This is a genomic window from Streptosporangium sp. NPDC006013, assembly GCF_040614275.1.
Classification (GTDB): Bacteria; Actinomycetota; Actinomycetes; order Streptosporangiales; family Streptosporangiaceae; genus Streptosporangium.
In genome coordinates this window covers 1-13,106 of the sequence record NZ_JBEXUE010000286.1, presented here as the reverse complement: position 1 = coordinate 13,106, position 13,106 = coordinate 1, and the positions used below count along the sequence as shown (strand labels likewise).

The 13,106-nt window shown below is 71.7% G+C and carries 11 protein-coding genes and 1 pseudogene; 2 read left to right on the top strand and 10 right to left on the bottom strand.

Translation table 11 applies throughout. From position 1 onward, the window contains the following. The 5 genes from ABZ260_RS33245 to ABZ260_RS33225 form a co-directional block, all read right to left on the bottom strand. On the bottom strand, window positions 1–217 hold a 217-nt coding region (locus ABZ260_RS33245), incomplete at its 3' end, for a hypothetical protein (protein ID WP_355625671.1). Between the two features lie 250 nt (window positions 218–467). Further along, window positions 468–2,372 (bottom strand): S9 family peptidase, encoded by a 1,905-nt coding sequence (locus ABZ260_RS33240; protein WP_355625669.1) that lies wholly within the window; start codon window positions 2,370–2,372, stop codon window positions 468–470. A gap of 249 nt (window positions 2,373–2,621) precedes the next feature. Then, window positions 2,622–3,311 carry an SDR family NAD(P)-dependent oxidoreductase gene (locus tag ABZ260_RS33235; RefSeq protein ID WP_355625667.1) on the bottom strand — a complete coding sequence of 230 codons (690 nt, stop codon included), beginning with the start codon at window positions 3,309–3,311 and terminating at the stop codon, window positions 2,622–2,624. Between the two features lie 100 nt (window positions 3,312–3,411). Then, on the bottom strand, window positions 3,412–4,743 hold the full coding sequence (locus ABZ260_RS33230; protein ID WP_355625665.1) for a hypothetical protein: 1,332 nt from the start codon (window positions 4,741–4,743) through the stop codon (window positions 3,412–3,414). Between the two features lie 103 nt (window positions 4,744–4,846). Next, window positions 4,847–5,884 carry an alcohol dehydrogenase catalytic domain-containing protein gene (locus ABZ260_RS33225; protein ID WP_355625663.1) on the bottom strand — a complete coding sequence of 346 codons (1,038 nt, stop codon included), beginning with the start codon at window positions 5,882–5,884 and terminating at the stop codon, window positions 4,847–4,849. Between the two features lie 255 nt (window positions 5,885–6,139). Here ABZ260_RS33225 and ABZ260_RS33220 point away from each other — a divergent pair, with 255 nt between their 5' ends. Both ABZ260_RS33220 and ABZ260_RS33215 read left to right on the top strand, forming a co-directional pair. Then, complete coding sequence (locus tag ABZ260_RS33220; RefSeq protein ID WP_355625661.1) at window positions 6,140–7,576, top strand: glutamate--cysteine ligase; 1,437 nt, start codon at window positions 6,140–6,142, stop codon at window positions 7,574–7,576. Between the two features lie 88 nt (window positions 7,577–7,664). Then, window positions 7,665–8,711 (top strand): hypothetical protein, encoded by a 1,047-nt coding sequence (locus ABZ260_RS33215; RefSeq protein ID WP_355625659.1) that lies wholly within the window; start codon window positions 7,665–7,667, stop codon window positions 8,709–8,711. Between the two features lie 66 nt (window positions 8,712–8,777). On the opposite strand, the gene pcp is transcribed toward ABZ260_RS33215, so the two are convergent. The 5 genes and pseudogenes from pcp to ABZ260_RS33190 form a co-directional block, all read right to left on the bottom strand. After that, window positions 8,778–9,404, bottom strand: a complete 627-nt coding sequence (pcp, locus tag ABZ260_RS33210; RefSeq protein WP_355562846.1) for a pyroglutamyl-peptidase I — start codon at window positions 9,402–9,404, stop codon at window positions 8,778–8,780. Next, window positions 9,401–9,778 carry a DUF393 domain-containing protein gene (locus ABZ260_RS33205; protein WP_355562849.1) on the bottom strand — a complete coding sequence of 126 codons (378 nt, stop codon included), beginning with the start codon at window positions 9,776–9,778 and terminating at the stop codon, window positions 9,401–9,403. The genes pcp and ABZ260_RS33205 overlap by 4 nt, the downstream gene beginning before the upstream one ends. 28 nt (window positions 9,779–9,806) lie before the next feature. Further along, window positions 9,807–11,660 carry an endonuclease/exonuclease/phosphatase family protein gene (locus tag ABZ260_RS33200; protein WP_355625657.1) on the bottom strand — a complete coding sequence of 618 codons (1,854 nt, stop codon included), beginning with the start codon at window positions 11,658–11,660 and terminating at the stop codon, window positions 9,807–9,809. An 85-nt stretch (window positions 11,661–11,745) separates the two neighbouring features. After that, entirely contained in the window at window positions 11,746–12,762 is a 1,017-nt protein-coding gene (locus tag ABZ260_RS33195) for a hypothetical protein (protein ID WP_355625655.1), read from the bottom strand. Window positions 12,763–12,795: 33 nt separating this feature from the next. After that, a pseudogene (locus ABZ260_RS33190) lies at window positions 12,796–13,106 on the bottom strand (hypothetical protein); the annotation flags it as partial.

Below are 13,106 nucleotides of genomic sequence, written 5' to 3'. Positions count from 1 at the left end.
TGCCGCTGCCAGGGTATTCCCCGACGAGGATGGGCTGGACGCCTTCGCGCATGCGACCGGCGTACAGGCGACTACCCATCTCCCGGACGAGGTGGATGGCCAGCGCCGAGGTGGCGGCGAGCAGTCCGGCGCCGATGGAATGTTTCATGGCCTGTTGGACGCGCACCGCGCCCGCTTTGTTGCCGTACCGGGCATTCGACACGGGAGGAATGTTCACGCCATCGGGAGACCGAGTGAGTATTTCTTTCCTCCGGAACCGTTTGGTAATCGCGGCGCTCGACGAACTCAGGGCGCTGGGCGCCGAACGGGGGCCGGCCCCTGACCTGCCTGGCCTGACCCGGTTGTGGGCCTGCCGGGGGCGAGGCGGACGGGTGCCGCTCGGCTCCGCTACGCGGCGACCCTCCGGGAGGCCGTGGAAACGGCGCGGCGGAAATCCCCGGTGTCTCATCGCCGGGGAGCGGGTCCGGTCAGGACAGGTGGCGAGACCACCACTCCAGTACCGCCTCGAAGCGCTGCAGGCGGTGCTTCGGGCGCCCGCCGCGGCTGAGCTCGTGTCCTTCGCCGGGGAAGAGCAGGAACTCGGCGGGGGTGCCGTTGCGGCGCAGCGCGACGAACATCCGCTGTGCCTGCTCGACCGGGCAGCGGAGGTCCCCCTCGGAGTGGACCACGGCGAACGGCAGCGTGATCCGGTCGGCGTGGGAGAGCGGGCTCATCGCGCGCTGCGTCTCGATGTCGGGGCCGCAGTAGGCCTCGGCGAAGTACCAGCCGATGTCGGAGGAGCCGGTGAAGGAGTCCCAGGCGTTGACCGCGCGCTCGCTCCAGGCAGCCCGGAACCGGTCCCCGTGCCGGGCGGCCAGCCAGCTCGTCATGAAACCGCCGTAGGAGCCGCCCATCACGCCCACCCGTCCGGCGTCGCACTCGGGTCGCTCCAGCGCGGCGTCGAGCAGGGCCAGCACGTCGTCGGCGTCCACGGTGCCCAGCGCGCCGATCACCGACCGGCCGTGCGCCTGTCCGTATCCGGAGGAGCCGCGCGGGTTCGGCAGGACCACCGCGTACCCGGCGCCCCTGTAGACCTGGGTCTCGTCCAGGAAGGCCCACCCGTGCTGGTGGAACGGGCCGCCGTGCACGTTCAGCAGGACGGGATGCGGGCCTTCGCCCTCGGGCAGGGCCAGCCAGCCGTGGACCGGGTAGCCGTCGGCGGAGACGGCGGTGATCTCCAGCAGCGGGCCGATCCCGGCGAGGGTGCCGGAGAAGTCCGTCAGCGGCCCGTCAGGGGTGACCACCTCGCCGGGGCTCACGGGGGTGGACACCACCGCGACCACCTGCTCGCCGTAGGAGGTGAAGGATTTGACGCTCGCCCGCTCGCCCAGGACCGGGACGAGTTTCTCCAGTGGCGCGTCGAGGGCGCCGGAGGGGACCAGCCGCAGTTCGACCGCGCCGCGCACCCGTACCGCGACCAGGACGCCGTCCCGCAGCGGTACGGGAGGCAACGGCTCGCAGTCCACCGACTCCTCCTCGGTCAGCCGGGTCCCGGCCGCCGTCCTGGCCGCTGTCTCGCCGGTGATCCGCAGTGGCGCGCGGTAGAGGCCGGCGTTGTGGGCCACCGCGTCGAGTCCGGAGAACTCCGTGCCGAGGTAGAGCACCTCCCCGTCGGGCAGGGCGACGGGATGTTCGGCGGAGCCGTCGCTGCGCACCGCGAGGATCGGGGCGCCCCCGCCGGCCGGGACGGCGTACACGTCCGTGTGCAGGCTCTCGCCGTCGAGGTCGCGGGGGGCCGAGACCAGCACGTGCTCGCCGTCCGGTGTCCAGCAGGGGGAGTCGACGTCGTAGGGTCCCTCGGTCAGCCGTACCGGCACCGGGATGTCCGCGAGGGCGTTGACCACGAACAGGCTCTGCCGCCGGTCGAAGGTGAAGCCGATTCCCTCGGTCAGGTAGCGGAACCCGGTGATCCGGCGCGGCGCCTCGGCCTCGGCGCCCATGCCCTCCTCGGTGCCGTACCGGCCCGGTTCGGCGACCCGGGCGACGAACGCGATCCGGCGCGAGTCCGGTGCCCAGACCGGGACGCCCGCGCCCAGCGGCAGGTCGGTGACCGGCCGGCCCTCACCGCCGCCGGTGGGCATCACGAGCAACTGCGGGCTGCCGTCGCCGGCGCGCAGGAAGGCGACCCAGGCACCGTCGGGGGAGATGCGCGGCGCGCTGTCGCGGTCACCGAAGGTGAACCGGACGGGCGGGCCGTCCTGCGGCACCCGCCACAGGCTCCCGGAGTAGGCGTCGGCCTCCAGATCGGGCCGGGCCACGTCGACGAGAAGGAGATCGCCGTGGCGGGTGACGCTGCCGGGCACGTTGAGCAGGGCGAGGTCTTCTGGACGCATGGTTGACGACGCTATCACCGTTTTAATCTTTTATATGAGTATTTAATGCCCTGTTTTGGCTGGTCGTTGCGCTGTTCCCGTTCTTTGGGGAGGGGGATTTCTTGTCAGAACTCATTGAATGAAAAGACCGGCCGGTCATTGATGGTGGGGGCCGCTTTTGCCGGAGACATCGGTTTCATCCGGCCGGCGACAGGCGGGGCGAGCCACCGGCTGGTGCTCTCCCCGGCCCGTCGCCATCGGTGGGTCCGTCTACCAGGGGATGGGGCCCTCCTGCGAGCTGAACGTGCCGGTCGGGCCGTCGTCGCCGAGGGTCGCCATCCGTACGGCCACCGCCGCGCCCTCGGCCGCCGTACGGGTTCCGGTGTGGCCGGTCAGGTCGGTGGCGCAGTGGCCGGGATCGACGGCGTTGACCAGGATCCCGGACCCGCGCAGCTCGTTGGCGTAGAGCACGGTGAGCGCGTTGAGCGCGCTCTTGGCCGAGTTGTAGGCCAGCATCGGCCACGCGACGTTGAGGTCGTCCCCGGCGGAGGTGAGGCCGACCGAGGCCAGCCGGGTCGTCATGTTGACGATCCTGGCCTCGCCGGACGCCCGCAGCAGCGGGATCATCGCGTGGGTGACGGTGACGACCCCGAAGACGCCCACCTCGTAGGTGACCCGCATGTGCTCGGTGGTCACCTCCGCCGGGGCCACGCCGAAGTCACCGCAGGTCGCGGCATTGTTGACCAGTACGTCCAGCCGCCCGAACCCCTCACCGACGATCTTGGCCGCGCTCGCGGCCGCCGCCGGGTCGGTGACGTCGAGCAGTACGGGACGGGTGCCCTCGGGAGCGTGGCTCTCGTCGCGGACCCCGGCGAACACGGTCATCCCGCGCTCGGCGAGCTGCCGGGCGATCTCCCGGCCGATGCCCCGCCCGGCCCCGGTGACCAGTGCGATCTTCACAGGTTCTCCTTTTGTTCAGTGCGCACAGTCTGGGTGCGGCCTCTTGGAAGCGACCTGTGGATCGCTGTGGATCGGTTAGGGCGCGCCGCGGCGAGCCGGTTCAACGGCGAACGGGGCGTGGCCGCCGGGTGCGCCCGTCGGGCTCCGTCCGGACTCTCAGCCGGTGGAAGGCGAAGCCGGCACCGCCGCTGAGGCGGGCCAGGCGCACCTCGGGCTCCTCGCGCGCGGGCTCGGCGCCGGGATCGATCACGGCCTCGTAGGCGTGGCGCTCTCCCTCGCGGGCCGGGACCGGGACGCACCGGGCACGCGGGTTGACCGCCTGGACCACCGCGTCCAGGGCACGGTCGCCGTCGCCGCCGAGCTCGGCCAGCCAGGTGAGCGGGTCGGCCTCCCGGAAGATCGGTGAGTCGGTGAAGCCGAATCTCACCCGGAGCGGCCCGGTGACCTCGACGTCCAGGCCGACGTAGGAGCCCGGCTGAAAGGTCGGATGCAGTTGCAGCACCCTGCCGATGGCGGCGGCGTCGTCGCCGGGGACGTTCATGGCCGTGTGGAGTCTGCCCGCGGTGAGGCCGGCCAGTCCGACGAGCACCCGGGGCCCCGCGCCGCGGGCGGCCGGCTCGCCGTAGTGGTCGCTCATGCTGAGCAGGTAGCCGCGGAAGAGCAGGTGGCTCTGAATCGCCACCTCCTCCAGCGCGGTCTGCAGCGCCGCGTGCGAGAGGTCCTCCAGCTGGAAGTCCGTGTCGAAGGGGCCACCGTAGTCGTCCAGCCCGCCGGGCTCGGCGGAGAGCCTGCCCGAGGTGATCGGCAGCCGGGCGAGCAGCGACCCCGCCACCGAGGCCTGGTTGGGGTGCGGCGCGAGGAGCTCGGCGGCGTCGGAGATCTCGACGCGCCAGTGGCAGTGCGGCGTCCGGCCGGGCGGTACCCGGGGCGGGCGGTGCACCGGCAGGAACCTCGCGCGGGGGTTGGTGGCCGACCCCGTCGCGTCGAAGGTGGGGTCCTCGATGGTGTGGCACATGCCACGGACCCAGTCCTCGCCCATCGGCTCGACGTCGAGCAGCGCGCCGCAGTGGGCCAGTTCGAACTCACCGTGCCGCTCGTCGATCAGCCGCAGCCGGAAGTCCATGAACTGCGGCGGCGCCCCGATGTCGAGCTGGAGGTTCTTCAGGATGGTCGAGACGGTGTCACCCCGGAAACCCAGGGCCTCCTGCATCCTGACCGAGTAGATCGGGCTGGCGGCCGCCCATTCCTCGATGGCGACCCGCTCGGCCTCCTGCCTGCCGCCGAGCTCCAGGACCATCGGGACGCCGACACGGTCCTGCAGGTGGCCGTGGAGCAGCCACTCTCTGCCGAGGACGGCGAGCGCCCCGCGAGAGAGGCGTTCCAGCCGGAAGCCGGGATCGAAGGGGCCTGAGTAGTCGGGCAGCACTGTCACGTCGTGTCCTTCGCCGAACCGGGACCCCCAAACTAGACACGTGTCCAGGTTTTGGTCAACAAAAAACTGAAACGTGTTCTCTTTTGGCTCGCGGCCCGCGCCGTCAGCGCAGGGACGGAATGATCATTGTGACGCCGGGGACGGATCCGATCGAGGCGAGCGCGCCTCCCGCCTCCTGGAGGCCGATGGAACGGGTGACCAGTGCGTCCGGGCGGAGGGTGCCGTCGGCGACGGCCGCCAGCATCGCCGGGTAGGCGCGCGCGGCCATGCCGTGGCTACCGAGAAGTTCGAGCTCGTAGCCGATCACCCGGCCCATCGGGATCGCGGTGAGCCCCGGCAGCAGGCCGATCTGGACGTGGCGTCCCCGGCGGCGCAGGCTCTCGATCGACGTCGCGCATGTGCCGGGGCTGCCGAGCGCGTCGATGGAGACATGGGCGCCCCCCGAGGTGAGCTCCACGACCCGGGCGGGGACATCGGCCTCGGCCGGGGCGGCATTGACGCAGGCGGTGGCGCCGAACGCGCCGGCCATCTCCAGGGCGCCCGCGGAGACGTCCACGGCGATCACCCTGGCCCCGGCCGCGGCCGCGATCATGATGGCGGACAGGCCCACACCGCCGCAGCCGTGCACGGCCACCCACTCGCCGGGCCGCACCTGGCCCACGGCGTTCACGGCCCGGTAGGCGGTGGCGAAGCGGCAGCCCAGGCTCGCGGCGGTGCCGAAGCTCATCTCCTCGGGGAGCCGCACCAGGTTCACGTCCGCGTGATCGATCGCCACGTACTCGGCGAAGGAACCCCAGTGGGTGAACCCCGGCTGGGTCTGACGCTCGCAGACCTGCTGCTCGCCGGCCGCGCACGCCGCGCAGGAACCGCAGGCGCAGACGAACGGGACGGTCACCCGGTCGCCGGGCCGCCACGAGGCGACGCCCGCGCCCACCGTCTCGACCACCCCGGCAAGCTCGTGCCCCGGCACGTGGGGAAGGACCCGGATGTCCGGGTCGTGGCCCTGCCAGCCGTGCCAGTCGCTCCGGCAGAGCCCGGTGGCCTCCACCCGGATCACCGCTCCGCCGGGCGGGGGCTCGGGGGCGGGCACCTCCCGAACCTCAAGCTCGGCTCCAAAATCGTCGAAGACCACCGCTCGCACCCGTGCACACTCTCTTCCGGCTACCGGCCGCCGCCTCTCGGCCCCACTCGGACCTGACACTACTCAATCAGGTCCCGGCCACCGTTCCCTTCGCGGCGCCCGCGAGGCATCGTGGGAAGCCAGGGGAGACGCGGCAAGGGGCCCCGTACGTGCCATGCGTCCTCGTCTGCGGAGGGCTGTGACGAAAGCACTGATTAGAAGGCGCAAGCTGGGAGAGAGGGAGGGAGCACGAGGACCAACTGATCGGACGGTGTGATGGGGCAGAAAGTCGACAAGGACCGTTACTCCGAGGTGGAGTTCATCCGCTTCGGGGAGAGATTGGCGGAGCAGCTCGGCACTCTCCGCGAGGTGCTCGCGCGGCCCGGTTTCGGGGCCGGTCCCGTGACGATCGGGGCTGAGCTGGAGATGTTCCTCATAACGCCCGACGGCCGCCCGCTGCCCCGCAACCAGGAGGTGCAGGCGGTCGCCGCCGACGACCGGCTCACGCTGGAGCTGGGCAGGTTCAACCTGGAGGCCAACCTGACCCCGCTGCCGATCGCCGGGCGGCCGTTCACCGCCATGATGCGCGAGATGCGGGAGATCATGGCCGTGGTGGACACGGCGGCCGAGACGCAGGGCGGGCAGGTCGTGGTGATCGGGATCCTGCCCTCACTGAGCGAGTTCGACTTCACCCACGAGGCGCTGAGCGGTGAGGGGCGCTACCGAGCGCTGGCCAGGGGCATGCGACGGCTGCGCACGGAGCCGTTCCGGGTGCGCATCGAGGGGGTCGAGCTGCTGGAGCTGGAGGTCAAGGGGGTGATCCTGGAGAGCGCCAACACCTCCTGGCAGGTCCATCTCCGCACGCCTCCCGCCGACTTCGCCCGCGTCTACAACGCCGCCCAGCTGGCCATCGGCCCGGTCCTCGCGGTCAGTGGCAACTCACCCGCCTTCCTGGGCAGGCAGCTCTGGGAGGAGACGAGGATCGCGCTGTTCGAGGAGGCCGCCGACGACCGGGACGTCGAGCGGCTCGACCGCAGGGTCCGGCGGGTGGCGTTCGGCTCCTGCTGGGCGCAGAGCGCCGAGGAGCTGTTCGAGACATGCGTCCGCGACTACGAACCGGTGCTGCCGATGAGCTCGGTGCCGGAGGAGGTGCCCGAGGGCGGTGTCCCGAAGCTGGCCGAGCTCCGGCTCCACCAGGGCACCGTGTGGCAGTGGAACCGGCCGGTCTACGACCCGGTCGGCGGCGGCCATCTTCGGGTGGAGATGCGCGCCCTGCCCGCGGGGCCGAGCGCGGCGGACATGGCGGCCAACAGCGCGTTCCTGCTCGGGCTGACCGCGGCCCTGGCCCTCCATCCGGTGGAGGAGTTCCCCTTCGCCGGGGCCTACCGCAACTTCTACCGAGGCGCGATCCACGGCCTGGACGCGCCGCTGAGCTGGCCCGGCCTGCGCGAGGAGGTCCCGGCCTGGCGGCTCGCCCTGGACCTGCTGCCGGTCGCCGAGGCCGGTCTCGGCAAGATGGGCGTGGAGCCGGGCGAGATCCGGTGGGCGCTGGACATCGTGCGGGAACGCGTCACGCGCCGCCGTACCGGTGCGATCTGGCAGCGGAAGGCGCTGGCGGGCATGGGGGGCGACCAGGCGGCGCGGGCGCGCCTGGTGAGCCGGTACCGGGAACTGTCACGGACCGGGGAGCCCGTCCATACCTGGCCCTTTTAACTACAAAAGGGATTTGAGTAAAGGCATACTCATGAACTCCGTATCTTGATCCGCCGATCCTGGCGAGACCGGACAAGGAGACCCCCACATGAGTCAGATGAAGGCCGCACCGGCGGAGCCGTTCGGGTTGAAACGGGACGCCGGCGGCCTCGCGGCCGGGATCAAGGTCCTGGAGAAGGAACTCCAACGGGTCTCCCTCGACACCGTGCTGGCCAAGGCCAATCGCGTCGCGGCCAGAAAGGGATCGACCGGTGCCGGGGCGTTCGCCAAGATGACTCCCAAACCCGTTGACTGGTACTGCTTCAACGCGGACGACAACGTCACCAGGGAGTGGTACCCCCAGGGCCTGACCTCCGCCTCCGACGCCGGGATCGGCGGGAACACGTTCGTGGTGAGCTGGTACCACTCGCCGACGTCGGGGGCCGAGCGGGGTGTGCGCCTGACCTTCCTGAACACCGCGACGCTCCGCTACCGGCACGTCCTGCTGGTGCGGGTCGCCGCCGACGGGAACATCGCGCCGATCAACATCCACGCCGGCGGCGTCGCCTGGTACGGCGGCCTGCTGTACGTCGCCGACACCACGCGGGGCCTGCGGGTGTTCGACACCCGGCAGATCTTCGAGGTCAACGGGGAGGGCACGGCCGAGATCGGCAGGAAGGGCGGCAGTTACGAGGCGTTCGGCTACCGGTACGTGATGCCGCAGACCGACGCCTGGACCACCACCAGCGGCACGGTGCGCTTCTCCTACACCGCCGTCGACCGCAGCAGCACCCCCCACACCCTGATCTGTGGCGAGTACGTCGACACGGCGGGCACGGCCGGACGGGTGGCCCGCTGGTCGCTGACCGCGCAGGGGACACCGAACGCCCCCGCCGGCGGCGTCGTCCAGGCCGTGGACGCCTACGCGCTCCCCGTGAACAAGATCCAGGGCGCGCTCTCCTACAACGGCACCTGGTACCTCAGCCAGACCGCGGGCGCCGCGGGGAACGGCACCCTGGTCGTGGTCGGTGACACGGTGCGCAGACGGCCCTACCCGGTGGGGCCTGAGGACCTCACCTGCGTCCGCGACAAGAAGACGCTGTGGAGCGTGACCGAGTTCGCGGGCCGCCGGGTGGTGTACGGCGTGCCACTCTGAGCGGCGGGCCGCCTTTCCCCGGAACGGGGACGAAAGGAGCGGACGGCCCCGACGCGGGGCGCCCGGTCAGTGCAGGGAGCCACCGACCAGGCGGAGATCACCGCCCAGCGAGACGGAGACGGCGGTGGTCACGATCGCCGTGAGCGCCTGGGCGGACACCGAGACGGGCATGGAGGGCCTGGCCTCGCCGAGGACCTGCTCGGGGCTGTACGGCAGGTGCACGAAACCTCCGCGGACCCCCGGCCGCTCGGTGGCGATCAGGTGCATCAGGCCGTAGAAGAGGTGGTTGCACAGGAACGTGCCGGCGCTCTGCGAGACGCTCGCGGGCACCCCGACCGCCCGCGCCGCCGCCACGCACGCCTTCACCGGCAGCGTGGCGAAGTAGGCGGCAGGGCCGCCGCGTACCACCGGCTCGTCGATCGGCTGCCGCCCGGCGCTGTCCGGGACGCACGCGTCGTCGAGGTTGACGGCCACCCGCTCCACGGTCACGTCCGGCCGCCCTCCGGCCTGCCCGACGCACACGACCACCGCCGGATCGTGCTCGGCCACCGCCGCGCGCAACTGCTCGAGCATCTCGCCGAACCGGCAGGGGAGCAGCGCGGTCCGCACCCCGGGCACCAGGGCGATCGCCTCCCACGACGGGTTGCCGCCGCCGTCGAGCGGCTCGAACCCGGTGAGCAGGACGCCCTTCATCGGCGGTCCGGAGGCAGGGCGCAGGCGGGGGTGCCGCCGGGCAGGCGGTGCCGGTTGCCGGCGATCAGGCGGTAGAGCCCCTGGGCTGCCCAGCGCAACGGCGGGACCCGCAGCGCGAACCCCAGCGGGCTCCACGGGAGACCGGCGGCGATCAGCAGCCTGGCCACCGCCTGCGCCCCGCCGTGCACACCGCCGTCCTGGACCCAGAGCACCTCGCGCTCGGCCCGTTCGCGTGTCACGCCCAGCGCCGGAAGGTCGGTGAACTGCCAGGGGACGACCAGGGCGCGAACCCCGATGCGGCGCTCGGCGAACCTGACGCTCGTCGTGCAGAAAGCGCAGTCACCGTCGAAGATCAGTACAGGTCGTCCTGTCATGCACCCGACACTACCCAGCGGAACCCGATCAAGGCCCGGCGACCAGGGTGACCGCTATCGGGCGGTGGTCGGAATGTGGGACATCGGGGTTGACCTGGTCCTTTCCGGTGAAACCCGGGGTGACGAGCACATGGTCGATCTGCTCGACCGAGTGTCCCCGGGACGGAATGGTGTTGAACGGCCTGGCCGGGGCGAGGGGGTCGGTCAGGCCCGCGCCGGTCAGCACCTCCCAGGCCCGGTCACCGGGCTGAAGGTTGAGGTCGCCGGCCACGATCACCGGGGCGCCGCCCCTGGAGGCCTCCCTGACGATCCCGCCGAGCTGCTCGACCTGGTCGAGCTCGCGCCAGCCCGGCGGGGGCTGCAGGTGGGTGCCGATCACGGTGATGTCCCCGCCCTGCCAGCGCAGCCCGACCTCCAGCGCCTGCGCGCCGGTCGGTCCGCCCTGAACCAGCACGTGATTCCTTATCGAGGTGATCGGCAGCGTGGTGAGCAGGGCGTCGCCCCACACCTCGTCGGTCGCCGGGGCCCAGATGTAGTGCATGCCCAGCCGCTCGGCGATCAGCCGTACCCCGTCGTGGCCGCCGTTGAGCAGCCAGCCCCGGTCGGCCTCGCTCAGCACCACCACGTGCGGCCGCAACTCCCTGAGCGCGTCGGCCTGCTGCTCCAGGGAGAGCCTGCCGGACTCGCCGTACCCCATCCTGATGTTGTAGGCCGCGACCCGCAGCCCGTCACGCGGTGCCTCCCAGCGAGGCCGCTCCCCCTGCCAGAGGGGCACGGCCGCCACCAGCACGACCGAGGCCACGGTGGCCGCCGCGAACCGCCGGTCGTAGGAGCGGCGCGGCAGACCCGTGCCGCCCGCCAGACCCAGGACCGCGACGACGAGCGCCGCGCCGACCGGCACCCACTGGTTGGAAAGGTAGAGGTCGTAGGCGGCGTAGTAACCGAAGACGAACACGACGAACAGCAGCATGCCTCCTGCCGCGGCCAGGCCCCGCCGCGCCGCCCTGTCCGGGCCGAAGGTCGTCGCGGCGTGCGCCAGACAGGCGCCGAGCGCGAGCTGGCCGATGATCTGCGCGGCGATCGTCCAGCCGGGTGCCACACCGTGGACGCCGTCCACGGTGGCCCTGCCCAGGGTGAACGCCACCGCCGAGGCCACCAGGGCGATGGCGGGCGGGAGCGGGCGGCGCAGCACCGGCAGCGCGGCGGGCGCCGCCGACACCACCGCGAACGCCGCCACGATCACGGCGGCGGCCTGCTGGGCGGATACGGTCGCCGCCTGGGCGTGCGCGGTGTTGCCCGTGTAGAGACCCCAGAGCAGCAGGGCGGGGCCGATGGCCAGCCAGGCGCGGGGGGCACCGGAGTACTCCTCGTCCGGGAGTTCCGCCCGGATCAGGAACAGGCCGAAGAGTCCGAGTTCCACAGCCAGCAGTGCCCACGGGATCGCTCCAGGCCGCCACATCAGGTCGATGCCGTCCAGCGCCGCGTGGATCACCGTGGAGGCCGCCAGGCCGACGATCACCCCGGCCATCACGGGCCGGGCGTCCCGGCCGCCCATCGCGGTCGCCACCAGCCAGACCAGGCCGGCCAGCAGGCCGAGGCTGGCCACGTACAGCTGCGGGTCCCCGCCCCCGGTCAGCTGGAGCGCCAGCCGGGCCAGGAGCAGCAGGCATCCGGCACCGAGGGCGATCAGCCGCGGCTGGACGAGTCTGGCCAGCGGGACGGTCAGGAAGGCCAGGACGAACCAGGAGAGGGCGTACAGGCCCATCATCTCCGCGGGAGTGCTTCCCGCCCGGCCGAAGAGCGTGATCAACGAGGGCAGGAAGACCCGTAACACGTCGACCAGCACGACCACGCCGAGGGTTGTGTCCAGGCGGATCCGCATGCTACCTCCAAAGAACGCGAGCTATCCTCGTCTTCTTCGCGACGCATGACAAGGGCCGGTCCGCCCGGGGAGGGAAGATCCGCCTTCAGGGGGCCGAAGGTTCCTCTCCGGAGTTCCCGGAGTTCGGGGGATGGACAGGCCCGCTCGGAGCGGTCGAGGGGCCGGCGGCCCCGTTGGCGACCCTGTTGGCGGCACTGTCGGTGGCCCCGTCGGTGGCAGAGCCGTCGAGGTGCCGGAAGGCCTCGTGCGCCGAACGGACACTGTCGCGCAGCGCCTGTTCCAGGTGGCCGGCGTCCTCGGTCAGCTTCCCTATCTCCGGTACGGCGAAGACGTCCGCGCCCGACTCCGCCAGGAGTTCCTCATAGCGGGGAAGCCGTGAGCGGAGTATCTCGATCTGCTCGTGGGCGCGTAGCGCCCGCTCGGCGTCGGACACGTGGCCCGCGTAGCGTTCCAGGGCCTCCACCCGCGCGAGCACGGCGGCCTCGCTGGCGGCCAGGGCACGCTCCAGTGGTGCCATGGCCGCGGCCACCTCCGGCGTGCTGCCGCCGTACACGAACTCGTGATGCTCGTTGCGCAGTGCGGAGAGCTTGGTCAGCAGCTGGGCGATCTCCCATTCCTGCGAGGGGAGCATCACCGCGTTGCGCACGTCGTCGAGCATGCCCATGGCGTTGACCCGGGAGCGCAGGATGAAGTCGATCGCCTGCTGGGCCCGTTCGAGCAGCTGGCCGGCGTTGTAGTCGAAGTCCTCGGCGGGCAGCAGGTAGCGGCCCTCGTACCAGCGGGCCTCGCGATACAGGTCGTGCTCGATCGCCTCCAGCTCCAGCGGCTCGCGGGCGGTGAGGAAACCGACGAGGACCACGAGGGCGAGCAGGGCGAGCACGAAGAAGAACAGCTGCCCGGCGTCCGCGAGGAAGAGCAGGCAGGCCAGCAGGAGCGCCGACATCGCCCCTCCGGACCACAGGAAACGGACGGGCAGCCGGGAGGCGGGCTCAGCGGGCTCGGGGCTCCAGCCGGCGCGGATGCGCGACAACATCGATGCGTGCTGGCGGAAGAGATCGGCGGTCCGGGCGGGAACCTCGGGATCGACCACCACTCGCCGCACAGGTTCGCCCCTCCATCCGGTCAGGTTCTCACATCATCGGTCGAGATGGCGGAACGCCTCGTGCGCCGAGCGTACGCTCTCGCGGAGCGCCCGCCGGAGCATGTCGGCGTCATCGCTGAGATGCCCGATCTCCGGTGCGGAGAACCTGGCCGCGCCGGTCTCGGCGACGAGCTGCTCGTATTCGGGCAGGTGAGCTCGCAGGGCCTCGATCTGTCCCTGGGAGAGCAGGGCGTGCTCGGCGTCGGACACGTGCCGGGCGTTGAGGAGATGAATCGTGCGGGTGTCTCGGATGATCGCCGTCACGCTGGCGGGAGTCGCGGTTCTCGCGCCGGTCGCGGCCTGTT